28 protein-coding genes are annotated in these 26392 nt (G+C 71.5%); 12 read left to right on the top strand and 16 right to left on the bottom strand.

Going from position 1 to position 26392, the window contains the following annotated elements:
* Positions 1-14: 14 nt before the first annotated feature.
* Positions 15-548, top strand: coding sequence for a gamma carbonic anhydrase family protein (locus OG574_RS37695; RefSeq protein WP_100597590.1), 534 nt, complete (start codon positions 15-17; stop codon positions 546-548).
* Positions 549-557: 9 nt separating this feature from the next.
* On the opposite strand, the gene OG574_RS37690 is transcribed toward OG574_RS37695, so the two are convergent.
* Both OG574_RS37690 and OG574_RS37685 read right to left on the bottom strand, forming a co-directional pair.
* Complete coding sequence (locus OG574_RS37690) at positions 558-1193, bottom strand: DedA family protein (RefSeq protein WP_326776850.1); 636 nt, start codon at positions 1191-1193, stop codon at positions 558-560.
* A gap of 101 nt (positions 1194-1294) precedes the next feature.
* A complete protein-coding gene (locus OG574_RS37685; protein ID WP_326778749.1) occupies positions 1295-1732 on the bottom strand; it encodes a DUF4442 domain-containing protein in 438 nt (145 codons plus the stop codon).
* A gap of 87 nt (positions 1733-1819) precedes the next feature.
* Between OG574_RS37685 and OG574_RS37680 the strand changes: the two genes are divergently transcribed.
* Together OG574_RS37680 and OG574_RS37675 are read left to right on the top strand one after the other, a co-directional pair.
* Positions 1820-2776 carry a hypothetical protein gene (locus tag OG574_RS37680; RefSeq protein ID WP_326776849.1) on the top strand — a complete coding sequence of 319 codons (957 nt, stop codon included), beginning with the start codon at positions 1820-1822 and terminating at the stop codon, positions 2774-2776.
* A 95-nt stretch (positions 2777-2871) separates the two neighbouring features.
* Positions 2872-3909 carry a hypothetical protein gene (locus tag OG574_RS37675; RefSeq protein ID WP_326776848.1) on the top strand — a complete coding sequence of 346 codons (1038 nt, stop codon included), beginning with the start codon at positions 2872-2874 and terminating at the stop codon, positions 3907-3909.
* 70 nt (positions 3910-3979) lie between these two features.
* On the opposite strand, the gene OG574_RS37670 is transcribed toward OG574_RS37675, so the two are convergent.
* Positions 3980-4309, bottom strand: coding sequence for a hypothetical protein (locus OG574_RS37670; protein WP_100597595.1), 330 nt, complete (start codon positions 4307-4309; stop codon positions 3980-3982).
* A gap of 168 nt (positions 4310-4477) precedes the next feature.
* Here OG574_RS37670 and OG574_RS37665 point away from each other — a divergent pair, with 168 nt between their 5' ends.
* Positions 4478-5785: an MFS transporter gene (locus OG574_RS37665; RefSeq protein ID WP_326776847.1), complete on the top strand. Its 1308-nt coding sequence runs from the start codon at positions 4478-4480 to the stop codon at positions 5783-5785.
* Here the strand turns inward: OG574_RS37665 and OG574_RS37660 are convergent.
* The 4 genes from OG574_RS37660 to OG574_RS37645 all read right to left on the bottom strand — a co-directional run bounded on the left by OG574_RS37660 (position 5747) and on the right by OG574_RS37645 (position 9781).
* On the bottom strand, positions 5747-6592 hold the full coding sequence (locus tag OG574_RS37660; protein ID WP_326776846.1) for a spermidine synthase: 846 nt from the start codon (positions 6590-6592) through the stop codon (positions 5747-5749). The genes OG574_RS37665 and OG574_RS37660 overlap by 39 nt on opposite strands.
* A 62-nt stretch (positions 6593-6654) precedes the next feature.
* Positions 6655-7494: a patatin-like phospholipase family protein gene (locus OG574_RS37655; RefSeq protein WP_326776845.1), complete on the bottom strand. Its 840-nt coding sequence runs from the start codon at positions 7492-7494 to the stop codon at positions 6655-6657.
* Between the two features lie 88 nt (positions 7495-7582).
* On the bottom strand, positions 7583-8761 hold the full coding sequence (gene tuf, locus OG574_RS37650; RefSeq protein ID WP_326776844.1) for an elongation factor Tu: 1179 nt from the start codon (positions 8759-8761) through the stop codon (positions 7583-7585).
* Between the two features lie 315 nt (positions 8762-9076).
* Positions 9077-9781, bottom strand: coding sequence for a DNA alkylation repair protein (locus OG574_RS37645; protein ID WP_326776843.1), 705 nt, complete (start codon positions 9779-9781; stop codon positions 9077-9079).
* Positions 9782-9831: 50 nt separating this feature from the next.
* Between OG574_RS37645 and OG574_RS37640 the strand changes: the two genes are divergently transcribed.
* Positions 9832-10557, top strand: a complete 726-nt coding sequence (locus tag OG574_RS37640; protein WP_326776842.1) for a TVP38/TMEM64 family protein — start codon at positions 9832-9834, stop codon at positions 10555-10557.
* Positions 10558-10608: 51 nt separating this feature from the next.
* On the opposite strand, the gene OG574_RS37635 is transcribed toward OG574_RS37640, so the two are convergent.
* A complete protein-coding gene (locus OG574_RS37635; protein ID WP_326776841.1) occupies positions 10609-11778 on the bottom strand; it encodes a thiolase family protein in 1170 nt (389 codons plus the stop codon).
* A gap of 119 nt (positions 11779-11897) precedes the next feature.
* Between OG574_RS37635 and OG574_RS37630 the strand changes: the two genes are divergently transcribed.
* A complete protein-coding gene (locus tag OG574_RS37630) occupies positions 11898-12368 on the top strand; it encodes a winged helix-turn-helix transcriptional regulator (protein WP_326776840.1) in 471 nt (156 codons plus the stop codon).
* Positions 12369-12563: 195 nt separating this feature from the next.
* Positions 12564-13439, top strand: a complete 876-nt coding sequence (locus OG574_RS37625; protein WP_326776839.1) for an undecaprenyl-diphosphate phosphatase — start codon at positions 12564-12566, stop codon at positions 13437-13439.
* A gap of 44 nt (positions 13440-13483) precedes the next feature.
* Here the strand turns inward: OG574_RS37625 and OG574_RS37620 are convergent, their stop codons facing one another.
* Positions 13484-15109, bottom strand: coding sequence for a TROVE domain-containing protein (locus tag OG574_RS37620; protein ID WP_326776838.1), 1626 nt, complete (start codon positions 15107-15109; stop codon positions 13484-13486).
* Between the two features lie 486 nt (positions 15110-15595).
* Between OG574_RS37620 and OG574_RS37615 the strand changes: the two genes are divergently transcribed.
* Positions 15596-15772 carry a hypothetical protein gene (locus tag OG574_RS37615; RefSeq protein WP_165914285.1) on the top strand — a complete coding sequence of 59 codons (177 nt, stop codon included), beginning with the start codon at positions 15596-15598 and terminating at the stop codon, positions 15770-15772.
* Positions 15773-15816: 44 nt separating this feature from the next.
* Here the strand turns inward: OG574_RS37615 and OG574_RS37610 are convergent, their stop codons facing one another.
* Positions 15817-16455: a maleylpyruvate isomerase N-terminal domain-containing protein gene (locus OG574_RS37610; protein ID WP_326776837.1), complete on the bottom strand. Its 639-nt coding sequence runs from the start codon at positions 16453-16455 to the stop codon at positions 15817-15819.
* 84 nt (positions 16456-16539) lie between these two features.
* On the opposite strand from OG574_RS37610, the gene OG574_RS37605 reads away from it, so the two are divergent.
* Positions 16540-17064: a nuclear transport factor 2 family protein gene (locus OG574_RS37605; protein ID WP_326776836.1), complete on the top strand. Its 525-nt coding sequence runs from the start codon at positions 16540-16542 to the stop codon at positions 17062-17064.
* A 152-nt stretch (positions 17065-17216) separates the two neighbouring features.
* Positions 17217-18851: an apolipoprotein N-acyltransferase gene (gene lnt, locus OG574_RS37600; RefSeq protein WP_442816868.1), complete on the top strand. Its 1635-nt coding sequence runs from the start codon at positions 17217-17219 to the stop codon at positions 18849-18851.
* Here lnt and OG574_RS37595 read toward each other — a convergent pair.
* Complete coding sequence (locus OG574_RS37595; RefSeq protein ID WP_326776835.1) at positions 18775-19680, bottom strand: Gfo/Idh/MocA family protein; 906 nt, start codon at positions 19678-19680, stop codon at positions 18775-18777. The two genes, lnt and OG574_RS37595, sit on opposite strands and share 77 nt — an antisense overlap.
* Before the next feature lie 38 nt (positions 19681-19718).
* Positions 19719-20981, bottom strand: coding sequence for an FAD-dependent monooxygenase (locus OG574_RS37590; RefSeq protein ID WP_442816943.1), 1263 nt, complete (start codon positions 20979-20981; stop codon positions 19719-19721).
* 154 nt (positions 20982-21135) lie between these two features.
* Between OG574_RS37590 and OG574_RS37585 the strand changes: the two genes are divergently transcribed.
* A complete protein-coding gene (locus OG574_RS37585) occupies positions 21136-21750 on the top strand; it encodes a TetR/AcrR family transcriptional regulator (protein ID WP_326776833.1) in 615 nt (204 codons plus the stop codon).
* Between the two features lie 178 nt (positions 21751-21928).
* Positions 21929-22294, top strand: coding sequence for a hypothetical protein (locus OG574_RS37580; RefSeq protein ID WP_326776832.1), 366 nt, complete (start codon positions 21929-21931; stop codon positions 22292-22294).
* Between the two features lie 89 nt (positions 22295-22383).
* Here the strand turns inward: OG574_RS37580 and OG574_RS37575 are convergent, their stop codons facing one another.
* The 4 genes from OG574_RS37575 to OG574_RS37560 all read right to left on the bottom strand — a co-directional run bounded on the left by OG574_RS37575 (position 22384) and on the right by OG574_RS37560 (position 26386).
* Entirely contained in the window at positions 22384-22935 is a 552-nt protein-coding gene (locus tag OG574_RS37575) for a hypothetical protein (protein WP_326776831.1), read from the bottom strand.
* 148 nt (positions 22936-23083) lie between these two features.
* Positions 23084-23767: a uracil-DNA glycosylase gene (gene ung, locus OG574_RS37570; protein ID WP_266566828.1), complete on the bottom strand. Its 684-nt coding sequence runs from the start codon at positions 23765-23767 to the stop codon at positions 23084-23086.
* Positions 23768-23872: 105 nt separating this feature from the next.
* Complete coding sequence (locus tag OG574_RS37565; protein WP_326776830.1) at positions 23873-25453, bottom strand: ABC transporter substrate-binding protein; 1581 nt, start codon at positions 25451-25453, stop codon at positions 23873-23875.
* Between the two features lie 165 nt (positions 25454-25618).
* A complete protein-coding gene (locus OG574_RS37560) occupies positions 25619-26386 on the bottom strand; it encodes an SDR family oxidoreductase (RefSeq protein WP_100597615.1) in 768 nt (255 codons plus the stop codon).
* Positions 26387-26392: the final 6 nt, after the last annotated feature.

Raw genomic sequence — 26392 nt, 5'->3', positions numbered from 1 at the left:
GAGGAGACAGAGCGATGGGCCAGCAGGCACTCATCACCGGGATCGGCGGCAAGGATCCGGAGCTTGATGAGGAGGCGTTCGCCGCGCCGACCTCGGTCGTGATCGGCGAGGTCACCCTGCACGCCGGGGCGAGTGTCTGGTACGGCGCGGTGCTGCGCGCGGACTGCGGCCCGATCGTGCTCGGCGCCGACAGCAACATCCAGGACAACTGCACGGTGCATGTCGACCCCGGCTTCCCGGTGACGGTCGGCGAGCGGGTCTCCGTCGGGCACAACGCGGTCCTGCACGGCTGCACCGTCGAGGACGACTGCCTCGTCGGCATGGGCGCCACGGTCCTCAACGGCGCGGTGATCGGCGCCGGTTCCCTGGTCGCCGCCCAGGCCCTCGTCCCGCAGGGAATGCAGGTCCCGCCGGGCTCACTCGTAGCCGGCGTCCCCGCCAAGGTGAAGCGCCCGCTGACCGAAGAGGAGCGGGCCGGCATCACCCTGAACGGCACGCTCTACGTGGAGCTGGCGAAGGCCCACCGCGCGGCGCACGAGGACAGCTGACCGGCCTGGTCAGTCGGCGGCCGGGACCGGCTCTGCCTCGGCCGCCGTCTTCTTCGCCTTGCGCCTGACGATCAGCATGGAGGCCACGCCGATCAGCACGGCCGCGCCGAGCCCGTAGTACGAGAACCGCTTGAGCCAGTCCTCGGCGACCACGCCGATGTAGTAGATGACGGCGGTCGTGCCGCCGGCCCAGATGACACCGCCGAGGAAGTTCGCGATGAGGAACTTCCAGTACGGCATGTGCAGCACACCCGCGAGCGGGCCCGCGAAGATGCGCAGCAGGGCGACGAAGCGGCCGAAGAAGACCGCCCACATGCCCCACTTCTCGAAGGAGCGCTCGGCGGTCGCGACATGGGCCTCGCCGAAGTGCCGCGGGAACTTCTTGCCGAGCCAGGCCAGCAGGGGGCGTCCGCCCTTGCGGCCGATGGCGTATCCGATGGAGTCGCCGATGACGGCTCCCGCGCTGGCGCAGGCGCCCAGGATGATCGGGTTGACGTCACCGTGCTGGGAGGACAGCAGCGCCGCCGAGACCAGGACGATCTCTCCCGGCAGCGGGATGCCCAGGCTCTCGAGGCCGATGACCCCGGCCACCAGGGCATAGATGGCGACCGCCGGTACCGTGTCGAGCCACTCCTGGACGTGCAACGCCGATTCCTCCCGTGTCGGTGGGCGTGTGCCCGGCGTGCACTCCCCCGCGTGCGCACGCCGGGCAGCCTACCCGGTCAAGGGAAACGGAGATGTCCGGCTCAGCTGTTGGGGCGCAGCGTCCAGACGACTGTCATCTCACCCGTGATCGCACCGTCGGCGCGCTGGATCGCGACCGTCACCGGGAACTCGGGGCGCTCCCCCGCGTCGAGCTCGGCGACCACGTCGGCGGCCGGGCGGCCGAGCGTGGCCGTCGCCGTGACGGGGCCCATGGCGAGCTTCTTGTACGCGATGTCGGCGCGCACGGCGAGCGGCACCGCCCGCGACAGCTGGTCCCCGAAGGCGGCAAGGACGATCGCGCCGCTCGCGGACTCGCCGAGCGTGAACATCGCTCCGGCGTGCGGGCCGCCGACGTGGTTGTGGTACTCGTTCTGGTCCGGCAGGGCCACCACGGCCTTCTCCGGGGTGGTCTCGAGGAATTCGATGTTCAGGGTCCTGGCCATCGGCACGGTGGCGGCGAGCATCTCGCCGATCGACATCTGTTCTGCGCTCATGCGGCGTGATGTTACCCGCGAGTAGCGACCTTGGCCATCCTCGGTCCGGCGGTGGCTCTATGGTTGCTCGCCATGTGGCCAGGAGAGCAGGGTCCCGGGGGCGAGCAGAACCCGCAGGGCCGCCAACCGAATCCGTACCAGCAGCCCAACCCGTATCCGCAGCCGCCCGGACAGCAGGTCTGGAACGCGCCCACGATGCCCGCCGGTTCACCCCAGCCGTCACCCGAACCCCCGAAGCGCAGACGGACGGCTCTCATCGCCGTGGTGGCCGCCGCCGCGGTCGTCGTCGCGTCCGTGGTCACCGGGGTCCTCGTCCTCGGCGGCGACAAGGACAAGAAGGACGACAACGCCGGACCGGGCCCCACGAAGTCCTCGGCGGCCGCGCCGAGCGCGACCGGCAACCCGCGCGCGGGCGGCGGTGTCGAGCCCACCGTGCGTGGCTGGAAGACCGTGGTGAACACCGACCACGGCCTGGCGTTCGACGTTCCCTCCACCTGGCTGGTGAAGTCGAACGGCTGGGTCAACTGGGTATCCAAGGACGGCGACCCGCGCGAGAAGCCGCTCATCGCCATGAGCAACCCGGCCTTCCTCGAAGAGAAGTGGTGCGTCTCCGACGACGACAAGGACGGCAACGAGGAGGAGTCCTCGCTCGGCGCGACCGGGTCGCGAGGCAACAACGGCGCCAAGAGCACTGAGGAAGCCGCCAGCAAGGACGCCACGATGTGGGTCTACGGCGCGTACTCGCAGCCCGACAAGAAGAGCATCACCACGAAGCCGGCGGAGTCGTACACCACCGCGTCCGGCCTCAACGGCAGCCTGGTGACCGCCTCTTCGACGGGCGTCAAGCAGAAGAAGCACGGCAAGTGCTCCTCCGACGGCAAGGCCGCCGTGTTCGCCTTCAAGGACGCCGACGGCGACTTCGCGTCCTGGTCGTTCTTCGGGCCCACGGGCGTCAAGGGCGAAGTACCCGACGCCACGGTCAGGAAGATCCTCAGCACCGTGCGGCTCGTGGACGTCAGCGACTCCTGACACGCGGCGCGGTGACGAGGCCGCCGGCGAACCGTTGCACGTCCGGTACAGGGCGACGGTGCCGGCGGCTGCCAGGACCTCTATTGTTGTGCGCCATGTGGCCAGGACAGCAGCCGCCCGGGGGCGAGCAGAACCCGCAGGACCAGAATCCGTACCAGCAGCCGGGGTACCAGCAGCAGCCCAACCCCTATCAGCAGCCGGGCTACCAGCAGCAGCCCAATCCGTACCAGCAGCAGCCCGGGCAGCAGCCTCCCGGGCAGTGGGGCGCTCCCACCGTCCCGCTCGGCGCTCCCCAGCCGCCGAGCGGCAACGGCGGCGGCAACAAGACGAAGATCACCGCGATCGTCGCGGCCGCGGCCGTCGTGGTCGCCGCGGGCGTGACCGGGTTCCTCGTTCTCGGTGGTGACAAGGAGGACAAGGCGGACCCCAAGCCGTCCAAGTCCCCCACGAAGTCGGCCTCCAAGGACCCCAGCGCCGACGCGAGCGAAACCGCGAACCCGCGCGACCCGTCGAACGCGCCGAAGGCCACCATCGAGGGCTGGCAGGTCGTCGTGAACCCCAAGTACGGGACCGCGTTCGACGTACCGGCCGACTGGGTCGTCAAGTCGGACGGCCTGATCACCGGCTTCGACGACGCGAAGGACGAGGGCGCCAAGCCCCTCATCACGATGTCCGCACCGGCGTTCCTCAAGGAGAAGTGGTGCACGTCCGACGACGACAAGGACGGCACTGAGGACAGCAGCGCCCTCGCCGGGGCGGGCACCAAGGGGCAGAACGGCGCCAAGAACACCCAGGACGTCGCGCGCAACGACTCGGCGTGGTGGGTGTTCGGCGGCTACACCGACCAGAAGGACTCGTCGAAGAAGCTCCTGAAGATCGGTAAGCCGAAGGACTTCACGACCGCTTCCGGCGTCAAGGGCAGCGTGGCGACCACTACATCGTCCGGCGTACCGAAGACCGGCAAGTGCGACACGGACGGCAAGGCCACCGTGTTCGCCTTCAAGAACTCCCAGGGCGACTTCGTCTCCTGGACGTTCTACGGCGCCACGGGCGTGAAGGACGAGGTCCCGGACGCCACGGTGCAGAAGATCCTCAGCACCGTCCGCCTCCAGGGCGACCCCAGCGTGGACTGAGCCGCACACAGCACGGCGTCCGGACCGCCCGGTGAAGGGCAGGCCGGACGCTGTCAGCGGCGCGATGCGATCAGCGCAGGTAGTTCCGGTAGACCCACCGGCCGGAGATCGCGTCCTCGGTCACCTTGCAACTGCCGATACACACCCACGGGTTGCCGGAGCTGTTGGTGCAGGCCCAGTAGGCGTGCACCGAGTTGTTCTTGTACACGTAGCCGATCACGGCCGCGTTCGCGGAGATCGAGGAGTGGACCGGCACCTTCTCCTCGGCGACCGTGTAGTCGTGGCTGGCCGGCGCACACGTGGTCGCGGCCGCCGAAGCGGGCGTCGCCGTCACGACGGGGAGTGCGGCGGCGCCGGCGAGCGCGGCCGCGGCCAGCAGAGACGAGAAGTACTTCCGCATTTCATCCCTTTCCTCGAGAACCACTAGGTTCCCGGGTCAGATTTATCATGAACATGCCACGAAATTCATGATCAATCTATCGGGGTGACGCGCCAGTAACAATCACATTCGGCGAGGCCGAAAGAATCTCGTTTGGCAAGTCGGACCCGCTGCGGCGATAGTCCCTCAGTGAACTCTCCCGCCGCCTCCCCGCTCAGACCCCGCCGACCCGCGTGGGCGGGCCGCAACTACAGCCTGCTGGCGGTGGCGGCGTTCGTGACGACCCTCGGCAGCAACGGCGCGCTGATCGCGTCCGCGTTCGCGGTGCTCGAGACGGGGGGCGACGGAGGGGACGTCGGCCTCGTCGCCGCGTCACGCACCCTGACGCTCGTCCTGTTCCTGCTCGTCGGCGGAGCCGTCGCCGACCGGCTGCCGCGACACCACGTGATGGTCGCGGCCAACGCGCTCAACTTCCTCTCCCAGGGCGCCTTCGCGCTGCTCGTCCTGACCGGAAAGCCCGAGCTCTGGCAGATGATGCTGCTCAGCGCGCTGGGCGGCACCGGGCAGGCCTTCTTCAACCCCGCCGCCGAAGGCATGCTGATGTCGTCGGTCGACCGGGACCAGGCCAGCCGCGCCTTCGCCCTCTTCCGGATGGCCATGTCCGGCGCGGCCGTGGGCGGCGCGGCGCTCGGCGGCGCGATGGTCGCGGCCATCGGGCCCGGCTGGGTGCTCGCCGTGGACGCGGTGGCGTTCGCCGTCGCGGGGGCGCTGCGCTCGTTCCTCGACGTCAGCCATATCGCGCCGCGCGAGCCCGGCGGGGGCCTCCTCGCCGATATGCGCGACGGCTGGCAGGAGTTCATCGGCCGGCCGTGGCTGTGGAGCGTCGTCGCGCAGTTCTCCGTCGTGGTCGCGGTGGTCGGCGCCGCCGACGCGGTCTTCGGCCCGCTCGTCGCGCGCGACTCCCTCGGCGGACCGGGCCCCTGGGGACTCGCCCTCGGCGCGTTCGGCGTCGGAACCGTCGCCGGGGCGTTCCTGATGATGCGGTGGAAGCCGCGGCGGCTGCTGCTCGCCGGGACCCTGTGTGTGTTCCCGCTGGCGCTGCCCTCGGCGGCGCTCGCGGTGCCTGTGCCGCTCGCCGTGCTCGTCTGCGTGATGTTCGTGAGCGGTGTGACGATCGAGGTGTTCAGCGTCTCCTGGATGACGGCGCTGCACCAGGAGATCCCGGAGGACAAGCTGTCCCGGGTCTCCGCGTACGACTGGTTCGGCTCCGTCGCGATGGTGCCGGTCGCCACGGCGCTCGCGGGTCCGGCGGAGGCCGCCTTCGGCCTGTCCCCGGCGCTGTGGGGCTGTGCGGCGCTCGTGGTCGTGGCGACAGGCGCGGTCCTGTTCGTGCCGGAGGTACGGCAGCTGACGCGCCGCTCCGATGCCGACCAGCAGCCCGCGACGCCGGAGCCCGTCTCAGCCGATCCCGAAGGAGCCGCCGGGCGGCTCGGGTGAGGGCACCGCGTCCTCGTCCCGTACGGGCTTCGCGCTGCCGGTGAAGCGGCGCAGCTGAGGGCCGTGCTCGACGCGGGCCGGGAACGCGTCGGCCGCGGCGCGCCGGGCGAGCGCCGCGATGTCGAGTTCCTCGTGGGAGGCCACGAGGACGGTGTTCCCGAAGCGCCTGCCGCGCAGCACGGCGGGCTCCGCTATCAGCGCGAGATGCTCGAACACCGCTGAGAACGTGGCGAGTTGGGAGCGGAGGAAGGCGAAGGGGGTGCCGTCGGCGAGGTTCGCCGCGTAGACGCCCGTGGGACGCAGGACCCGCTCGGCGGCCTCTGCGTACGCCACGGTGGTCAGGTGGGCCGGGACGCGGGAGCCGCCGAAGACGTCCGCCACGAGCACGTCGGCGCTGTCGGCGTCGGCCGACTCCAGCCAGGTGCGGGCGTCGGCCCCGTGGACGGTGATCCCGGCGCCGTCGGGGACGGGCAGATGCTCGGCGACCAGGGCGAGCAGCCCGCGGTCCGCCTCGACCACGTCCTGACGTGAGCCGGGCCGCGTCGCCGCCGCATAGCGCGGCAGGGTCAGCGCGCCACCCCCGAGATGCAGCACGTCGAGGGGCTTTCCGGGCTCGTCCGCACAGTCGAGGACATGGCCGAGCCGGCGCGCGTACTCGAATTCGAGGTGTTCCGGCGCGTCCAGATCGACGTATGACTGCGGCGCCCCGCCGACCGTGAGCAGCCAGGCCCGACGCCGGTCCACGTCGGGCATCAGCTTGGCGGTGCCATGATCGACGGTCCTGGTCACGGGTATCGGCTCATCCACGCTGTCCATTGTGCCGGGCGGCCGGGGCATCGGACGCCGCACAACATTCGCCACCGCCTTCCTCAGCCCCACACCTCCGCCACCCCCGCCACATGCGTCGTCGCCTGATCCCGGCCGGCTCGGGCCGAGGGAGCACGGTGGGTCGGGTCGAGGCTGTTGTGGCCCATCGCCTTTCTGGTGGTGCGGTTCGGGGTGATGAGGGTGACCCTCGCCCCGCCCGCGGTGAGGCGTTCCGCCTGGGCGCGGGCCGATTCGAGGGTGCCGCCGCCCGCTGCGACCGGGGCGATGATCACGACGCGGTCGTGACCTTCGGCGAGGTGCGCGTTGGCCGGGGAGCGGACGCCGCCGTCGATCCAGCGGCTGTCCTCGAACGTGACCGGCGGCCAGACGCCCGGCACGGCGCAGCTGGCCGCGACGGCGTCGACCAGGCCGACGCCGCTGCCCCGGTCCAGGACACGGAACTCGCCGGTCGTCGCCCGTACCGCCGTCACCAGGAACGGCCGCTCGGGCCAGCTGTGCGAGACGAGCCGCCCCGCGATGACCGCGCGGCGCGTCGCCTCGTCCGGGGTGTCGGCGGCCAGCGCGATGTGCCCCGCCTTGCGGCCGAAGTCCTCGGGGGTACGGGAGGTGAGCGCGGCGCGGGCGTGGCGGAGGGTGGCGGCCGGACTCAGATGTCCGGGGATCTCCCCTACGGGCGCGGCGAGTTGGCGCTCGTACAGCTCGGCGGGGGTGAGTCTGCCGGAGGTGAGCTGGGCGCCGACGACGGAGCCCGCGGAGGTGCCGATCACGGTGTCGGCGTCCCACAGATCAGCACCTGCTTCGGCGAGGCCGTGGAGGATTCCACAGATCCAGCCGATGCCGGAGAGGCCGCCGCCCCCGAGTACGAGTGCCCTGCCCGCCACGTGAGACCTCCTTGCCGGCGCCGGCGTCCAGTGTGGACGACGTGCGACCGCCCGCCTCCCGCGGGGTGCGGGAGGCGGGCGGTGCGGTTCAGCCGACGGAGCTGACGGTGCCCGCGCCGACGGTGCGCCCGCCCTCGCGGATCGCGAAGCCGAGCCCCGCCTCGAGGGGCATGTCGCGGCCGAGCTCGACCGTCATCATGACGGTGTCCCCGGGCCGGGCGACGGCGGTCTCGCCGAGGTCGACGTCTCCGACGACGTCCGCGGTCCGCAGGTAGAACTGCGGCCGGTAGCCGGTGGCGACCGGTGTCGTCCGGCCGCCCTCGGCCGCCGAGAGTACGTACACCTGGGCCGTGAAGCGGCGGCTCGGGCTGACGCTGGCGGGGGCCGCGACGACGTCACCGCGGCGGACCCCGTCGCGGGGCACGCCGCGCAGCAGCAGCGCCACGTTGTCCCCTGCCTGCGCCTCCTCCATGGGCTTGCCGAAGGTCTCCAGGCCGGTGACCACGGTCGCCGCCGCGTCGGTGTCCGCGCCGAAGATCTCGACACGGTCGCCGACACGCACCCTGCCGCGCTCGACGGCCCCGGTGACGACCGTGCCGCGCCCGGTGATGGTGAGCACGTTCTCCACCGACAACAGGAACGGCGCGTCCACGTACCGCTCGGGCATGGGCACATACGTGTCCACGGCGTCGAGCAGCGCGTCGATCGCCCCGGTCCAACGGGGCTCACCCTCAAGGGCCTTGAGCCCGGAGACCCGCACCACGGGGACCGAGTCGCCGCCGTACCCGTGCGCGGAGAGCAGCTCGCGGACCTCCAGCTCGACGAGGTCGGTGAGCTCCTCGTCCCCCGCGTCCGCCTTGTTCAGCGCGACGACGATGTGGTCGACGCCGACCTGGCGGGCGAGCAGGACGTGCTCGGCGGTCTGCGGCATGACCCCGTCGAGCGCGGAGACGACGAGGATCGCCCCGTCGAGCTGCGCGGCCCCGGTGACCATGTTCTTGACGTAGTCGGCGTGGCCGGGCATGTCGACGTGCGCGTAGTGGCGGGTGTCGGTCTCGTACTCGACGTGCGCGATGTTGATGGTGATGCCGCGGGCGGCCTCCTCCGGGGCGCGGTCGATGCGGTCGAAGGGCACGAACGTGCCGGCGCCGCGCTCGGCGAGGACCTTGGTGATGGCGGCGGTGAGGGTCGTCTTGCCGTGGTCGACGTGGCCCATGGTGCCGATGTTGAGGTGCGGCTTGGTGCGCACGTATGCCGTCTTGGGCATGACTGGGTGGTTCCTCCCGGAACGTGTTCCTCGACGGAACAGGGTGTGATGGCCTCCTTGATGAGGCGGGGACCCCGGAGTCCTACCGACCCTCCCCCTGCGGGGTCCGCCGGAATGTCCGGAGAGGGTCAGCTTCGGGCGCCGTCTGCTGCGGCGGCCAGGAAGACGGCAGCCTTCGCAGCGTCCGCGACTGCGGACGTGGCTGCGGGGAAGGCGTGCCGGAACATGACGCCGATCATTGCCTACCGAACGGCGCAGGTCGAATGGTTTTCCGGCGGGCCGCTCGGCCCTGTCTCCCGTGGGGCGTAAGGGAGTTCAGGGGCCGATGTTCTTCAGGGCCTCACGCACGGACAGAGGCGCGAGCCGGTCCCGATGGGCGGCGACGAAGGAACGTACGGCATCGGGGTCGGTCTTCGCGTACTCACGCAGGCACCAGCCGATGGCCTTGCGGATGAAGAAGTCGGGGTGCGGGGCCTGGCGCAGGCAGTAGCCGAAGAGGCGCTCCGTGTCGGTCGTCTCCTTGCGGCGGAGCTGGTGCAGGAGCGCGGTGCGGGCGATCCACAGGTCGTCGTCCTCGATCCACGCGTCCATGTCCTTCTCAAGGCGCGGGTCGGCCGCGACGAGCGCGCCGACGACGTGCGCGGCGAGCAGGTCGACGGTGTCCCACCACGGGACCGTTGACACCAGGTGCCGGGCGACGGGCAGGAAGCCGGACGAACAGCGGCCCACGTAGCGGCGCAGGTAGTCGACCGCGAAGTACGCGTACTCGCGCTCGGGCAGCTCCCAGCAGCGCAGCGCGAGCGCGGTGCAGTCGGCCTCGTTCGGGCGCGGGGTCCCGGCCAGGACGGTGCGTGAGAGCGCACGGCGGACGGGGGTGGTGAGACCGAGAAACGGGGCCACGTCCTTCATGTACGCGCGCATCTGCCCGGCCCGCTCGGGGTCGGCCGCCGTGGGGTACACGGAGGTGAGCCGCTCCAGCAGAGTGTCGGCCGGCGCGCTGCGCGGGACTGTGACGGTCATGCGACACAACCCTACGGCGCACATACATATCGGTCGGTTAGTCTCCCCGGATGCCCGACACCGTTGCGACACGTCCCGAGGGACTCGCCGCCGCCCGGCCGGCGGGCCTTGTCCTGCGCTGCACGAGAGTTCTGCTGTCTCCATGGTCTCGGCTGTCGCTCCTGGTGGTGCTGCTCGCCGCGGGCGGGGCGATGGTGTTGCTCTTCCAGCCGCAGAGACTGCTCGCGGACGGCTGGCCGCCCCGGATGAGCGGCGCCGCCGCGGTCGTCCTGTTCGGTGTCGCGTACGGCCTGTGCACGGTGGCCTTCGTTCCCCGGCCGCTGCTCAACCTCGCGGCGGGCGCGCTGTTCGGTTCGCAGCTCGGCACTCTGGCGGCGCTCGGTGGGACGGTGCTCGGCGCCGGGGTGGCGTTCGGGCTCGGCCGGGTGCTCGGCCAGGAGGCGCTGCGGCCCCTCGTTCGCGGCCGCTGGCTGAAGGCGGCCGACGGGCAGCTCAGCCGGCACGGCTTCCGGTCGATGCTGGCGGCACGGACGTTTCCGGGGGTGCCGTTCTGGGCGGCCAACTACTGCGCCGCGATCTCGCGCATGCGCTGGGCGCCCTTCCTTCTCGCCACGGCGATCGGCTCGGTCCCGAACACGGCGGCCTACGTCGTCGCCGGGGCCAGGGCCTCGACGCCGACGTCGCCCGCGTTCCTGATCGCGATGGGTTTCATCGCGCTGACCGGCCTCGCGGGTGCGGTGGTCGCGTGGTGCAAGCGCGACCGCCTCCGCGGCTGACACACCCCTGGAAGCCCACCGGCTCCCCTGCTGACGCGCCCCTGGAGAGATTCAGAGCGCTTCCAGGACGGTCGCGTTGGCGAGCCCGCCCGCCTCGCACATGGTCTGGAGTGCGTAGCGTGCGCCGCGGGCGCGCATCGCGTGGACCAGGGTGGTCATCAGACGGGTGCCGCTCGCGCCGAGCGGGTGGCCGAGCGCGATGGCGCCGCCGTGCACGTTCAGCTTCGCCGGGTCGGCGCCGGTCTCCTGGAGCCAGGCGAGGACGACGGCCGCGAACGCTTCGTTGACCTCGAACAGGTCGATGTCGCCCAGCTCGAGACCCGCCTTGCGCAGCACCTTCTCGGTGGCGGGGATGACGCCGGTGAGCATCAGGAGCGGGTCCGAGCCGGTGACGGCGAAGCTGTGGAGACGCGCGAGCGGGCGCAGGCCGAGCCGGGCTGCGTTCTCGCTCGTGGTGATGAGGACGGCGGAGGCCCCGTCGTTGATGGGGCTCGCGTTGCCCGCGGTCACCGACCAGTCGATCTGCGGGAAGCGCTCGCCGAGGTGCGGGTCGTAGTAGGCGGGCTTGAGCCCGGCGAGGATCTCGGCGGTGGTGCCGGGGCGCACGGACTCGTCGCGGGTGATGCCTTCGAGGGGCGCGACCTCGGCGTCGAAGAGCCCGTTCGCCCAGGCCTGGGCGGCCTTGCGGTGCGACTCGACGGCGTAGGCGTCCATCGTCTCGCGGGACAGTGACCACTTGGCGGCGATCAGCTCGGCGCTGATGCCCTGCGGGACCAGACCTTCCGGGTAGCGCTCGGCGACGCCGGGACCGAACGGGTCGGCACCCTCGGTCACGTTCGACCCCATCGGTACGCGGCTCATGGACTCCACGCCACCGGCGATGACCATGTCGTAGGCGCCGGAGATGACGCCCTGCGCGGCGAAGTGCACGGCCTGCTGGGACGAGCCGCACTGGCGGTCGACGGTCGTGGCGGGCACGGACTCCGGGAAGCCCGCCGACAGGACGGCGTACCGGGTGGTGTTCATGGCCTGCTCGGCGACCTGGTCGACGGTGCCGCCGATGACGTCGTCGATCTGCGCGGGATCGATCCCGGCGCGCCCGACGAGGGTGCGCAGGGTGTGGGCGAGGAGTTCGACGGGGTGGACATGTGCGAGCGTCCCGTTCGGCTTGCCCTTGCCGACGGGGGTGCGTACGGCTTCGACGATGACTGCGTCACGCATGGTGCGGGCCTCCTTGGCCGACGGGTCGGCGCCCGGCGCCGATTACCAGTGAGTAGGAAAACTGAACTCACCATAACCCCGTAGGTTGGAAAAGCAAACCCTCGATTACACTGGTGCGCATGCCCGCCGCCAAGGACCCGCGCCCCTGCTCGATCGCCGACACGCTGGCCGTGGTCGGCGAGAAGTACTCGCTCCTGGTCCTGCGCGAGGTGTGCCTCGGCAACGGACGCTTCGACCAGCTGGTGCGCAACATCGGGGCGCCGCGCGACATCCTCGCGACGCGTCTGCGCCGTCTCGTCGACGCGGGAATCCTGAAGAAGGTCGCCTACCAGGAGCGCCCGCAGCGCTTCGAGTACCGGCCCACCGCCGCGGGGCTCGAACTGGAGCCGGCCCTCATGACCCTCATGGCGTGGGGCGACCGCCATCTGCGCGACGACGGCGACCGCCCGATGGTGATCGAGCACGCCTGCGGCAACGAACTGGTCGCCGTAGTGACCTGCGCCGCGTGCGGCGACGCCGTCCGCCACGAGGACCTGAGCGCACATCCGCAGGCCCCGGGCTGGACCAAGGCGGGACCGGCCGCGGCGTAGCTGCCGCCCCGAGTGGAGAGGCCCTGTCGTCGTCTCTTCATACAAGGGCGCTACGCTGCCCCACGGCGGGCGCCCTTCCATTTCCGTACCCCTTGACCAGTACGGCCTCGCCCGTCCGTCCTTCCTTTCTCCGTGTCCGCCTCTGGCCTGCGCGTCTGCGGTCAGCTCACGTCAGCACTTGGATCGCGTAACTTCATGTCTTGGTTCGAATCATTCATCCTCGGACTCGTCCAGGGGCTGACCGAGTTCCTGCCCATCTCGTCGAGCGCGCATCTGCGGCTGACCGCGGCCTTCGCGGGCTGGCACGACCCGGGAGCCGCGTTCACGGCGATCACCCAGCTCGGTACGGAGACGGCGGTGGTGATCTACTTCCGCAAGGACATCGCGCGGATCATCTCCGCGTGGTTCCGCTCCCTCACGAACAAGGCGCTGCGCAGCGACCACGACGCGCAGATGGGCTGGCTCGTGATCGTGGGATCGATTCCGATCGGCGTGCTCGGTGTCGCGTTCAAGGACCAGATCGAGGGCCCGTTCCGCGATCTGCGGCTGACCGCGACGACCCTCATCGTGATGGGCATCGTCCTCGGCATCGCGGACCGTCTCGCCGCGCGCGACGAGGTCGGCGGCAAGCACCGAGCGGTGCGGGAGCGCAAGGGCCTCAAGGACCTGAGCGTCAAGGACGGTCTGATCTACGGCGTCTGCCAGGCCATGGCCCTGATCCCCGGAGTCTCGCGCTCCGGCGCGACCATCAGCGGCGGTCTCCTCATGGGGTACACCCGTGAGGCCGCGGCCCGTTACTCGTTCCTCCTCGCGATCCCCGCGGTCCTGGCCTCCGGGGTCTTCGAGCTGAAGGACGCCGGCGCCGACGGGTCCGTCTCCTGGGGCCCGACCGTCTTCGCGACGATCATCGCCTTCGGCGTCGGGTACGTGGTCATCGCCTGGTTCATGAAGTTCATCTCGACCAAGAGCTTCATGCCGTTCGTCTACTACCGGATCCTGCTCGGCATCGTGCTGATCGCGCTGGTGACGGCGGGTGTCCTGAGCCCGCACGCCGGGGAGTCGGCGGGCTGACCGGCCCGGCTTCCACCGGACGGGCCAACCCCCGGGCCACTTCCCTACCTCGGCCGCGCCTCCCACGGCCAGCGCGCGTCGCCGCCCCGCTCGACGAGCGGGATCAGGCGGAACGCCTGGTCCGTGAGGCCGCCGAACGCGTGCCGGTTCGCGCCGCCCGAAGGGGTCGCGCCCACCTTGTACCCGGCCATGTTCCACATGTGGACCGGCACGTCCCTCGGCACGAGCGCGTCGATCTCGGTCTCGGCCATGCCGCCGAAGCCCTCGGCGTTCGACGGGAACCAGCCGGGCCGGGTCTGCTCGTCGGTGACGACGACGACACGGTCGTGCCCGGAGAAGTGCTTCTTCACCGCGGTCGGGATGTCGGTGCCTGAGATCTGCCCGAACCTCTCGACGAGCCGCAGCACACTGCCGCCCCTCCGGAAGTCCAGACGCCGGCTCTCCATCCCGAACTCGACGAGCGTCGGCAGCTCCGCGCGCATCGCGAGCGCGGCTCCGAACACCGCCGCCTGCTCGGCGAGCGGGATGTCCGAGCGGTGCGGCGTCGACCATGCGCAGCCGGGAAACATCGACGGCGACCGGTCCACCAGGATCAGCGAACGGCCGGGCAGCGCGGGCACACCGGCCAGCGAGTGCGCGAGCGCCCGCTCCAGAGCGTGCCCCCAGCGCAGCGACGGGGCGTGCTTGTACGCGGCCCAGAAGCGGAACGGGAACATGCGCGAGCGGCGCACCTCCTCCGGGTCGGCGAACCGCGCCGCCACCCGCTCCGCGACCTCGTCCGAGACACCGGCCTCGTCGAAGTTGCGCAGGTTCCGCGCGAGAGCCATCAGCCCCATGGACGGGATGACCGCCTCCCACGCCGCCGCGTCCATCGGCCGCTGCAGCCACCCCGCCAGGGACTCCCAGGTCATGGCCGCCTCGGCGAGCCGGCCGGCGTCCGTGGTGAGCAGCGCGTGGCGCTCCTCCACCGGTACGCGCATCAGCCGCTCGCGGGCGCGCAGGGTACGCAGCCGCTCCGGGATCTCCTCGGCGTTGCCGTGCCGGCGGTCGAGGGCGTGCTGGAAAAGGTCGCCCTGCCACGGCTTGTCGGCGGCGGGCGCCGGGTGCGCGAGATTGAGGACGTCACCGAACCGGTAACCCTTGGAGTCGGTGTCGTACTTGAGGAGCGAGCGCTCGTTGTAGAGCCGCTGGACGGCGTCGGCGATGCCGCGCTTCACCGGCTTCGGCAGGCGCCGCCCGTACCGCGAGGTCCAGTAGCCGAGCAGCTCGCCCGGCTCGTCGGCGCGCTGGAGGACGCTGTCGACGACCTGACGGGAGTGGCCGGGCTCGCCCGCGTCGATGCGGGCCTTGACGAACTCGGCGGCGCCGACGAGCGCGGCGGTCCGCATGTTCCCCTCGCCGCGCAGCCAGCCGAGCAGGCCCGCGGTCCACTCCGGGTCCTCGACGGCGAGCTGCCGTACGAGGGTGCTGTACCGGTCGTCGCGGTCGTCCGCGGACTCGTAGAAGGCGCTCGTGGCGACGAGGTTCGAGACGGAGAGCAGGAAAAGTTCGCTGCGCGCGTCGCGCAGGTATCCGGTCGCGCCCTCGTGCGTGCGCGCCCTCTCGCCCGTCACGGTGGCGATCGGCGACCGGCCCACCGGGCGGGTGCCGCGGGTGTTGAAGCGTGCCATGAGGCGGCCCCTCTCTGCGGAGGGGAAGCACCGCGTGCGGGCACGCCGAATCGGGGCGCGGCCCTGCTGGGTGCCTCCCGAGATCAAGTCGGCCCGCGGCGTGCGTTCATGAGAAGAAGTAGCCGCGGGCCCGCGCACCGGGAGGTGCGTGACGTGTGCTGCCCAGAGATCAAGATCGGTGCAGGTACAAGGTGCTCTGCCGACTGAGCTACGCCGGCCCGAAGCCGACGACGGGACTCGAACCCGCGACCACCCCATTAACAGTGGAAGTAACCCGCTCCTTCGCACCTGGGCATGCCGCAACTGTAGTGACGGGACGCGACGCTGCCACCTGGTTTTTCGCCGACCGGTCCGAGCACGATCGGCCCCTCCCCGACGGCCCTTGCCAGGGACTGCCAGCCAACTGATCGATGTTTACGATCACTTGGCGAATATGTTCCGTCGCTTAGGGTTCCCAGTGGGCGGCACGCACCCTAGCCTTACCGCATGCCGCTTGAGTGTTCGGGTTCCGCGCGGTCTGCCGAGGAAGTCAACGAGCAGATCCGCGGGTTGTGGTTGCGCGCGGGTGGCCGGCTCTCCACCGAGCAGCGCGCTCAGTACGCACGGCTCGTCACCGAGTGGGCGATCGCGGTCCGTACAGAGGTCGTCCAGGCCGCGGCCTGACACCCCGTCAATACTGAGTCCGGTCGGCCTTGTCGATCTGCCTGTCAACGGACTTCGGCGTTCCAGCGCCAGGACGTGAGCCGCTCCACGCCGGGCAGCTCACCACGCCCCGTCGCCCACAGCAACGTACGCCAGGGGTCGTCGCCCTGCGGCGCGTCGGGGAACAGCCGGGCGAGTGCCCTGGCACATAGGCCGGCCGGCGGGGCCCAGTCGAGGCCGAGGCCCTCGGCGATGTCCTGCGTGTGGACGAGGGTCTCCACGACGCCCATCGCGCCGAAGCCCACGGGGTCCGAGAGGCCGAACACATGGTGGGCGCGGGTCTCGGGCGCGGCCGTCCGCACCATCGCGACCAGCAGGGCGCCGCTCGCGTCGATCACCTGGAGCAGTCCCGCGGGGCCTGCGTCGCGGTTCGCGAAGATGACGTTCGCGGGGCCGCCCGGACTGCGGCGCGTCCAGACGAACGGCACCTCGGTGTCCAACGGCGGCTTCGACGGACCGAGTTGGGCCGCGTACGCGAACAGGTCGTCGGCCAGATGCTCGGCCGTCTCCCAGCAGTCCCACTCCAGCGAGCCGGCCCTGACGCTCCAGTCGGCGGCCGGCGCCCCGCCGAAGGTGTCCAGCGCGAGCCGCACGGAGTGCGCGAGGTCGTCGGCGGCGGTCTGTGAGGCGCTCTCTGAGGACATGGCGAGAAGGTACCAATGATCACTGTCGCGGTCTCCCCCGTCGCGCCCCTTGGATCTGCGGTTCCGGTGCTCAAGACTGACTCAATGACACAGCGCGTAGAACTCGCCACCGTGATGGACCGACTCGCCATCGAGGAGCTGATCACCGACTACGCGGTGTCCGTGGACGACGGGGACTGGACGGCGTACCGCGGACTCTTCAGTCCGGACGGGCGCGCCGACTACCGGCGGGCCGGCGGCATCGAGGGCACCGCGGCCGAGATCACCGAGTGGCTGACGCGGACGATGGAGCTGTTCCCGATGCGCCAGCACCTGATCGTCAACCGGCGCCTGCGCTTCGGGCGCCTCGACAACGACACCGGCGACACGGCCGACGTGCAGGCCGACTACATCAACCCGATGCGGTTCGCCGGTGACGGCGCAGGTACCGCCGCCGATGCGCCCTCGAAGGCTCCCTCCGACACTCCCTCCGGCGCGCCCGACTTCGTGTGCGGCGGCCGCTACGCCTTCGCCCTCGTGCGGACGCGCTCCGGCTGGCGGCTGGGTGGGGTGACGGTGCACGAGAAGTGGCGCCGCACGGAGGGCACCGCGGCGGCCACCACGCGCTGACGCGACCGCCCCCGATGCCCACTGTCAAAGATCGTCCCCGGCGCGCACACTGAAGGCACGTACCGGGCGTCGGACGACGAGGGAGGCGACGCATGGACGGGTCGGGCGGGGATGGTCGGTCGCGCTCGTCAAGTACGACGCAGGCGTGGCCGGTGTCGGCGGTTCCGGCGTCGTGGACGGCGCCCGCCGCGTCGTGGCAGGGCATCGCTCCCCGCCTCGCGGCGTCCCCCTGGTGGCGTGGTGTCGCCGCCGTTTCGGCGGGCGCGCTGCCCGCCCTCGCGTTCCCGGCTCCGTCGCTGTGGTGGCTGGCGTACGTCGCGCTGGTGCCGTGGATGCTGCTGGCCCGCTCGGCCCCCACGCCGCGCCGCGCGGCCCTCGACGGCTGGCTCGGCGGACTCGGGTTCATGCTGTCGGTGCACCACTGGCTGCTGCCGAGTCTGCATGTGTTCACCGTCGTGATCGCGGCGCTGCTCGGTGCGCTGTGGGCGCCCTGGGGCAGGCTGCTGCGGCGGCTGCTCGGCGGCACGCCCACGCGTGGGCAGGCGGCCGCCGCCCTGGTCGCGGTGCCTTCGGCGTGGCTGATGGTCGAACTGGTCAGGTCCTGGCAGGGGTTGGGCGGCCCGTGGGGGCTCATCGGGTCGAGCCAGTGGCAGGTGCAGCCCGCCCTGCGCGTCGCGTCGGTGGGCGGGGTGTGGCTGGTCAGCCTGCTCGTCGTAACGGTGAACACTGCGATCACCGTCCTCCTCGTGGCGCGCAGCGCCCGTACGCCCGCGGTGGCGGGGCTTCTGGTGACGGCCACGGTGACGACGGTCTCCTGGGCCTGGGCCCCGCGGCCCGAGCCGGACGGCCCGGTCAGGGTCGCCGTCGTCCAGCCGGGCCCCATAGGCGGCGCCGACAGCGGCGAGAAGCGCTTCGACCGGGAGGAGGAGCTGACCCGCGGCCTGGCCGGGCGGGGTGTCGACCTGGTGGTCTGGGGCGAGAGCAGCGTCGGCTTCGACTTCTCGCAGCGGCCGGACCTGGCGCGCCGGATCGCGGCGCTCTCGCGCGAGGTGGGCGCGGACATCCTGGTGAACGTGGACGCGCGCCGCGTCTCCCCCGGCGGCGCCCCCGGCATCTTCAAGAGCTCGGTCCTGGTGGGCCCGGACGGCCTCACGGGGCAGCGCTACGACAAGATGCGGCTCGTCCCCTTCGGCGAGTACATCCCGGCGCGCGCCCTGCTCGGCTGGGCCACGTCGGTCGGCAAGGCCGCGGGCGAGGACCGGGTGAGCGGGACCCGGCAGGTCGTGATGGACACGCGGTCCGCGCGGGACAGCGACCTGCGGATCGGCCCTCTCGTGTGCTTCGAGTCGGCGTTCCCCGACATGACACGGCGGCTCACGCGCGACGGGGCGCAGGTGCTGCTCGCGCAGTCCTCCACGTCCACGTTCCAGCACAGCTGGGCCCCCGAGCAGCACGCGTCGCTCGCGGCCGTACGGGCCGCCGAGACGGGCCGTCCGATGGTGCACGCGACCCTGACCGGGGTGTCGGCCGTGTACGGCCCCGACGGTTCACGCGTCGGTCCGTGGCTCGGCACGTCGGCGAGCGCGGCCCGCGTCTACGAGGTGCCGACGGCGCACGGCACGACGCTGTACGTGCGGTTCGGGGACTGGCCGGTGCACGCGGCCGTCACCGTGCTCGCCCTGCTGGGCGCGTCGGAGGCCGTCCGCCAGTTCAGGCGGCGAACCGCTGCACCTCACGTACGACCTGCTCGCACAGCACATGCGTCTCCAGCGCGTCCTTGGCACTGAGGACCTTGCCCGCGCGCACACCGTCGAGGAAGCCGAGGACCACCTGCTCGATGCCGCGCTGGCGGGCCACCGATACCCAGTCGCCACGGCGGCGCACGGTCGGCTGGCCCTTGTGGTCGATGACTTCGGCGAGGTTGACGACCTGGCGCTTGGTGTCCTGCCCGGAGACCTCGAGGATCTCCTCGGTCGAGCCGCTGAGCCGGTTCATGACGCCGATCGCCGTGAACCCGTCCCCGCCGAGCTGGAGCACCACGTGGTGCAGCAGGCCGTCCTCGACCCGGGCGCGCACCGACACGTCGTCGATGGGCCCGGGCACGAGGTAGCGCAGGGTGTCGACGACGTGGATGAAGTCGTCGAGGACGAGCGTGCGCGGGTCCTCGGGCAGCCCGATCCGGTTCTTCTGCATCAGGATCAGCTCGCGGGGGTGTTCGGCGCACTGCGTGTAACCGGGCGCGTGACGGCGGTTGAAGCCGACGGTGAGACTGACGCCGCGCTCCTCGGCCAGCCGCACGAGGCCCTGCGAGTCGGCGAGTTCGTAGGCCAGCGGCTTGTCGACATAGGTGGCGACCCCCGCTTCGAGCAGCCGCGTCACGATCTCGGGGTGGACGGCGGTCGGCGCGTGCACGAACGCCGCGTCGAGCCCCTGCGCGAGCAGCGCGTCCAGGTCGGTGTGCCGACGCTCGGCGGGGATGTGGTGCGTGTCCCCGACCAGTCGGAGCGTCGCGGGTGTGCGGGTCTGCAGATGCAGCTCAACCCCCGGCAAGGTGGTGAGCACCGGCAGATACGCCTTCTGCGCGATGTCTCCGAGTCCGATGCAGCCGACCTTCACGTCCGTCTTCTCCCTCGCCCCGGGCCGCCTGTGTCCGACTAGGCCCTCTGTGTCTGGGCAGCATACGGCCGCTGCGGGGGCCGCCAGTCCGCGATCTCGTCGAATCCGCGCAGCATGACGGCGGGTCCGGTCTTGTCGAGAGCGGCGATGAGGATGTTGCGCAGCGCCGTCGCGGGCCGGTTGCTGAGCATGTTCACCCGGCCCAGGCCGACGGCCTTGCGGGCGATGGCGGTCGTACGGGGCCTGCGTGCGGCGGTGTACGCGGCGAGGCCGAGGGAGTCGGGGTGCTCGGGGTCGGCGTGGTGGGCGAGCACGACGGCGTCCTCGATGGCCTGGTTGCCGCCCTGGCCGAGGGTCGGGGGCATGGCGTGGGCCGCGTCGCCGAGGAGCGCGACCCGGCCGCGGTGGAAGGCCGGCAGGGGTTCGGTGATGTGGTGGACGTCGTGGCGCAGGATCTCGTCGGGCGCGGCCGCGTCGATGATCGCCGGGATCGGGTCGTGCCAGTCGCCGAAGCGGCGCAGCAGCTCGGCCTTCTCGCCGTCGGGGGCGTGGTGGCCGGCGGGGGCGACGGCTGCACCGTAGGCGTAGACCGTGCCGTCCGCGAAGGGGTGCGTGCCCCAGATCCGGCCGCGTCCCCAGGTCTCGTGCTGAGCGAAGGGCCTGCCGAGGGGCGGGACGAGGAGGCGCCAGGTGGTGAACCCGGCGTAGACCGCGCCCGGGTGGGCGGGGAACAGGGCGCTGCGCACAACGGACCTGATGCCGTCGGCACCGACGACGAGTTCGGCCTCGAATTCGCCTTCCGGAGTGGTCACGCGGGCGGGGCGGGCCGGGTCGTCCTCGACGCCGGGGTCGGCGAGCGCCGCGGCGGACGCGGTGCGTACGACTCCGTCGGGGAGACGGGACGCCAGCTTGTCGATCAGGGTCGCGCGGTGCAGGAGCACGAGGGAGCCGCCGAAGCGCTCGGCGGCGGCCTTCGCGTCGGAGCGCGAGAGCCAGCGCCCGCTCGGGGTGCGCAGGCCGCCCTCGCCCTCCCACGCGGCCAGGCACCGGATCTCCTCGCCGAGGCCGATGACGTCGAGGGCCCGCTGCGAGTTGGGGGCGAGGGAGATCCCCGACCCGACGGGCTTCAGTTCGGCGGCCCGCTCCAGGACGGTGACGTGCCATCCGCGCAGGCCGAGCGCGACGGCGGCGGTGAGGCCGCCGATGCCGCCGCCCACGACGACCGCGCGGGGCCGCCGCCCGCGGCCGGCGGCGCCATGCGCTCTTGCTCGCGCCGGTGCCTTGCCCGTCGAGTCGGCCAGTTCGGTGGGAACCGTTGATTCCATCGATTCGGCAGTCATGGCTTCGCGCTCCTTACGTCTCACAACGCCGGCTCGTCCCATCGGGCTCACTACACCTGTAGTGAGCCCGTTCTCGACGGTACTACATCTGTAGTTCCAGCGGTAGGTTGGGACCATGTCCGCACGCACCAGCCCCACGAGCGCCGCCGGCGCACCTCGCGCCGAAGTCATCGCCGACGCCGCACTCGATCTGCTCGCCGAGCGCGGGATGCGGGGCCTGACGCACCGAGCGGTCGACGAGGCGGCGGGCCTGCCGCAGGGGTCGACGTCGAACTACGCACGGACCCGGCTCGCCCTCCTGGAGGCGACGGTGCGGCGCCTCGCCGTGCGCGAGTCGCGGGTGCTCGCCGTGGACGAGCTGTCCGATCCGGCCGGCGGGATCCACTCGCTCGTCGACGGCATGGCGCTCGCGCTGCACCGCTATCTGATGAACCACCCTCAACTGCTGATCTGCCGTTACGAGTTGGCACTTGAGGCGACGCGACGGCCCGAGCTGAGGGCATTCTTCGACGCGACGGGACGGCAGTTCCACGAACCGCTCACCGCGCTGCTGCGCGCCGCGGGGTCCCGGGATCCGGAGCGGCACACACTGTCGCTGGTGGCCTGGTCCGAGGGGATCATGTTCTCGTGCGTGGCCGGGGCATTCCACGCGTCGGTCCCGGACCTGGCGGACCTTCGGGAGGGATTCGGGGAGCTGCTGCGCGGGATGCTCGCCGCGTCCCCGTCCTGACCTGCGCGTCACCCGTGCGGGGCATCATCGGCCGACGGGCGCGCCACGAGAGTCCGTAGCCGCCAGAGTTGCGCAGGTGCATCGATCGACGACCTCAGCAGCGCTTCTGCTCACGGTGGCGGCCACGGCCGCAGCGGTGTCCGGTTGCGTGAGCGTACGGCAGCCGGAGCCTCCGGCCGTGTCCCCCAGCGCACCGGCCGCTCCGGCTGCGCCCCGCCCCGACGGCCGGGCGGAGCCCCAGGTCGTGCAGGCGCCGGCGCGGGAGGCGCTGGACCGGATGGGCCGTACGCCACCGGCCCACTCGCCCTCCCCCGGGCCGACCCGTGCGCCGCGCCCGCCCCAGCCGCCACGCCAGGAGGCACCCCGTCGGTCGGGCCCCGACCACGCGGCGCGCCCCGCGGCACCTGCGCCGCGCCACCCGCACACGGCGGCCCCCGCGGCGCCGGGCGTCCCGGGCGATGTGTGCGCCCTGGGCAATCAGTACGGCAAGTGGAACCCGGACAGCCCCGAGGCCCGCATCTGCCGGGAGACGTACGGGAGGTGAGGCGGGCGGGGGTGGTACGGGGATGAGGCGCGACGGCGGGCGGGGCGGGCCGTGCATCAGGCAGAGGGGCCCGGCGAGGGGGTGACCGTCTACGAGCTCCGTCTGGGCGGCCCCAGCGGCTCGCCCCCCGCGGAACCCCGACCCGGACCCTCGTCCGCGCCGGGCGGCATCGCCGCGACCCGCTGTTCCAGGCGGGCGATGGCCGCCCGCACACCGTCCCCGTAACCGTCGTCCCCGAGCGCGCCCACCACGGCGCGCGCCTGTGTCAGATGGCTGCGGGCCGCGTCGGGGCGGCCGAGCTTCACATAGTCCGCCGCCAGGTTGAGGTGCAGCGAAGGGTAGAGCGCGCGGACCGCGAGCGACTGCTCGTGGCGGGCGAGCCGCGCCTCGGTCAGGCCCTCGGCGGCGGACAGGGCCCGCAGGTCCCACGCCAGCTCGTGGTCCGGGTCGTCCTGGGCGTCCGCCATGTAGTGCGCGAGCGTGCAGCGGTGGAGGGGGTCGCCGTCCTCCCCGATCTCCGCCCACAGGCCGAGGTACCGGTCCCTGGCCTCCTCGCGGTCACCGGCGTGATGGAGGATGATCACCTGCCCGATCCGGGCCATCATGGCGTCGTCCGCCGCCTGCTCCCGCTGCTCAGCCACAGGTCCTCCACGCTCGTATGCCGATCGTCCAAGCCGATAACGATTCCGACGCTATCGCCAGCCGCTGACAATCCCCGTCAGGCGCGGGCGGGGGTCCCTCCGGGGGCCGGGCGGTCACGGCACCCGGAGGGACACGCACCCGTGGACGTCAGCCCAGGTCCGGAATCCGCCAGTCGATCGGCGTGTGACCCTGCGCGGCCACCGCCTTGTCGATCTGCGTGAAGGGATGCGAGCCGAAGAACTTCTTCGCGGAGAGCGGCGAGGGGTGCGCGCCCTTCACCACGACGTGGCGCTCCTCGTCGATGAGGGGGAGCTTCTTCTGCGCGTAGTTCCCCCACAGGACGAACACGGCAGGGTCGGGCCGGTCGGCCACCGCGCGGATCACCGCGTCGGTGAACTTCTCCCAGCCCTTGCCCTTGTGCGAGTTGGCCTCGCCGGCCCGCACCGTGAGCACCGCGTTCAGCAGGAGGACGCCCTGCTCGGCCCACGGCATCAGATACCCGTTGTCCGGGACCGGGTGGCCGAGCTCCTCCTTCATCTCCTTGTAGATGTTCCGCAGGGAGGGCGGCGTCTTCACGCCGGGCCGCACGGAGAAGCACAGACCGTGCCCCTGCCCCTCCCCGTGGTACGGGTCCTGGCCGAGGACAAGGACCTTGACCCGGTCGTACGGGGTCGCGTCGAGCGCCGCGAAGACCTCCTCGCGCGGCGGGTAGACGGGACCCTTCGCGCGCTCCTCCTCGACGAACTCGGTGAGCTCCTTGAAGTAGGGCTTCTGCAGCTCCTCGCCGAGGACGCCGCGCCAGGACTCGGGCAGCATCGCGGTGTCGGTCACGTCAACAACCTCCGGGGTACGGTCACTTCACGGCCGTACGAGGCACGGCCGCTGCACACCCCAGAACCTACCCGCGGCCACTGACAACGGGCCCCGGCGGCCCGCCTACCAGCTGGTCTTGCGCTGCAGCTCCCACATCATCATGATCGTCGACGGGTCGAGGGCCCGCTCGCCGCCCGAGATCTCCTCGCTGGCCGCGATGTACTGCTTGCCCTGCCACAGCGGCAGCAGCCGGGCGTCGTCGACGAGTATCTGCTGAGCGCGCTTGAACTGGCCCACCACGGCGGCGCGGTCGCTCTCGCGACGCGACTGCGGCAGCAGGTCGTCGGTGATCTCCTTGGACGCGTAGGGCGTTCCCAGCGCGTTCTGCTCGCCGACGAAGGGCGCGATGAAGTTGTCCGCGTCCGGGAAGTCGGGGAACCAGCCGCGACCGAAGGCGGGGTACTCGCCCTTGCGGTATCCGGCCTCGAACGTCTTCCAGGGGCGTCCCTTGATGGTGACGTCGAACAGTCCGGACGCGTCCAGTTGCCGCTTGAGCTCGGTGAACTCGGCGCCGGTCGCGGACCCGTAGCGGTCGGTGGTGTACCAGAGGGTGAGCGGGACCCGGTCCGTGATGCCCGCCCGGGTGAGGATGTTCTTGGCCTTGGCCGCGTTCGGGTCGCCGAAGTCGTCGAAGAAGCCGGTGGTGTGCCCGGTCAGGCCCCTCGGGACCATCGAGTAGAGCGGTTCGACGGTGTCCTGGTAGATCTTGTGGGCGATCGCGCCGCGGTCGACGACCTGGGCGACGGCCTTGCGGACGGCGGACTTGCGCGCCCAGGGGTCCTTGGGGTTGAACACCAGGTAGCTGATCTCCATGCCCGCGCCCTCGACGAGCTGGATGCCGTCCTTGGTCTGCTTGCCCTGGAGCCCCACGACGTCCGACGCGGCGAGCCCGCGGTACGTGGCGTCGATCTTCTTGGCGCGCAGGGCGCCGACCATCGAGGCGGAGTCCTTGAAGTAGCGGATGGTGACGGCGCTGTTCTTGCGCTCGGCGAACCCGTCGTAGTGGTCGTTCTTGACGAGCTCCGCCTTCTCGCCGTCGGTGTACGCGTCGAGTGCGTACGGCCCCGAGCCGGCGATCTTGCCGTCGTCGCGGACCGCGTCGGCCGGGTACTCGGCGGGGTCGACGATGGACATCGCCGGTGTCGCGAGCACGAAGGGGAAGGTCGCGTCGGGCTTGTTCAATGTGAACGTGATGTCACGGTCGCCCTTGACATCGACCGATTTCAGGCTGCCGAGGAGCCCCTCGGGGCCGCCCTTGACGTTGATCCTTCTGATGCGGTCGAAGGAGTACTTGACGGCCGCCGCGTCGAGCTTGTCGCCGTTCGAGAACTGCATGCCCTCGCGCAGCTTGCAGTGGTAGACGCTGTTGGAGGGGTCGGTGAACTCGCAGCGCTCGGCGGCGTCGGGCTTGGGCTCGGAGGCACCGGAGGGGAAGCTGACGAGGGTCTGGTAGACGTTCCTGAACAGCTCCCAGGAACCGTCCCAGGACGCGGCCGGGTCGAGGGTGCTCGGCGCGCTGGTGGTCCCCACGACGATGGGGTCGGTGTCGTCCGACTCTCCGGAGGACATCAGTCCACATCCGGCAAGGAGCGATATGCACGTTATCGCCGCCAGCTGACGGGGGCCCTGGATCCGGTTGAACACGCGCGCGCTCCTCGATCGGCCATGCCACAGGTCGGGAGACCATACCGCAGTGCCCCGCCGGGCCAATGGGGCACTCCGGCAGGGCACTTGATGCGTACGTACGCGACGTACGCGGGGAACTTCAGTTAAGCGAGCTTGGTCCGAAACGGCCTCGCGGAGGCTTTGTCAGCTGACGCCCGCATTGAGGAAGATTCCGCCGTCGACCACGAGGGTCTGGCCGGTGATCCAGTCGGACTGCTGCGAGGTCAGGAACGCGGCGGCGCCGCCGATGTCCTCCGGCACGCCGAGCCGGGCCAGCGGGTAGGCGGCCGCGGCCTCCTCCTCGCGCCCCTCGTAGAGGGCCTGCGCGAACTTCGTCTTGACCACCGCCGGGGCGATCGCGTTGACCCGCACCTTGGGCGCGAACTCGTGCGCGAGCTGGACGGTCAGGTTGATCATCGCCGCCTTGCTGATGCCGTACGCGCCGATGAACGGAGACGGGGCGAGGCCCGCGACGGAGGCGATGTTGACGATCGCCCCGCCGTTCTCGCCCTGCCACGCCTTCCACGTCTGCTGGGCGAAGCCGAGCGCGGAGACGACGTTGGTCTCGAAGACCTTGCGCGCCACGTTCAGGTCGAGCTCGGCGATGGGGCCGAACACCGGGTTCGTACCGGCGTTGTTGACCAGGAAGTCGACGCGGCCGAAGGCCTCCATGGTGCGCTCGACGGCGGCGGCCTGGTGCGCCTCGTCGTGGGCCTTGCCGGCGACGTACATGGCCCGGTCGGCGCCGAGCTTCTCGACGGCCTCCTTGAGGGCGTCCTCGCCGCGTCCGGTGATGCACACGCGGTCACCGCGGGCGACGAGCGCCTCGGCGACGCCGTAGCCGATGCCGCGGCTCCCGCCGGTGACGAGGGCGACCTTGCCGGAGAGCTCAGGGAGCTGGGATGAAGTCATGTCCGT

Origin of the sequence: Streptomyces sp. NBC_01445 (assembly GCF_035918235.1) — a bacterium.
Lineage (GTDB): Bacteria > Actinomycetota > Actinomycetes > Streptomycetales > Streptomycetaceae > Streptomyces.
Note: the sequence above shows the minus strand (reverse complement) of the source record. Positions and strands in the feature narration are given on the sequence as shown.

Coding starts and splice junctions, on each gene's coding strand:
- OG574_RS37695 (WP_100597590.1), top strand. CDS start 15: ATGGGCCAGCAGGCACTCATCACCGGGATCGGCGGCAAGGATCCGGAG.
- OG574_RS37685 (WP_326778749.1), bottom strand. CDS start 1,732: ATGTCGATCGGCGAGATGCTCGCCGCCACCGTGCCGATGGCCAGGACC.
- OG574_RS37680 (WP_326776849.1), top strand. CDS start 1,820: ATGTGGCCAGGAGAGCAGGGTCCCGGGGGCGAGCAGAACCCGCAGGGC.
- OG574_RS37675 (WP_326776848.1), top strand. CDS start 2,872: ATGTGGCCAGGACAGCAGCCGCCCGGGGGCGAGCAGAACCCGCAGGAC.
- OG574_RS37670 (WP_100597595.1), bottom strand. CDS start 4,309: ATGCGGAAGTACTTCTCGTCTCTGCTGGCCGCGGCCGCGCTCGCCGGC.
- tuf (WP_326776844.1), bottom strand. CDS start 8,761: ATGCCCAAGACGGCATACGTGCGCACCAAGCCGCACCTCAACATCGGC.
- OG574_RS37645 (WP_326776843.1), bottom strand. CDS start 9,781: ATGACCGTCACAGTCCCGCGCAGCGCGCCGGCCGACACTCTGCTGGAG.
- OG574_RS37640 (WP_326776842.1), top strand. CDS start 9,832: ATGCCCGACACCGTTGCGACACGTCCCGAGGGACTCGCCGCCGCCCGG.
- OG574_RS37635 (WP_326776841.1), bottom strand. CDS start 11,778: ATGCGTGACGCAGTCATCGTCGAAGCCGTACGCACCCCCGTCGGCAAG.
- OG574_RS37630 (WP_326776840.1), top strand. CDS start 11,898: ATGCCCGCCGCCAAGGACCCGCGCCCCTGCTCGATCGCCGACACGCTG.
- OG574_RS37625 (WP_326776839.1), top strand. CDS start 12,564: ATGTCTTGGTTCGAATCATTCATCCTCGGACTCGTCCAGGGGCTGACC.
- OG574_RS37620 (WP_326776838.1), bottom strand. CDS start 15,109: ATGGCACGCTTCAACACCCGCGGCACCCGCCCGGTGGGCCGGTCGCCG.
- OG574_RS37615 (WP_165914285.1), top strand. CDS start 15,596: ATGCCGCTTGAGTGTTCGGGTTCCGCGCGGTCTGCCGAGGAAGTCAAC.
- OG574_RS37610 (WP_326776837.1), bottom strand. CDS start 16,455: ATGTCCTCAGAGAGCGCCTCACAGACCGCCGCCGACGACCTCGCGCAC.
- OG574_RS37605 (WP_326776836.1), top strand. CDS start 16,540: ATGACACAGCGCGTAGAACTCGCCACCGTGATGGACCGACTCGCCATC.
- OG574_RS37585 (WP_326776833.1), top strand. CDS start 21,136: ATGTCCGCACGCACCAGCCCCACGAGCGCCGCCGGCGCACCTCGCGCC.
- OG574_RS37560 (WP_100597615.1), bottom strand. CDS start 26,386: ATGACTTCATCCCAGCTCCCTGAGCTCTCCGGCAAGGTCGCCCTCGTC.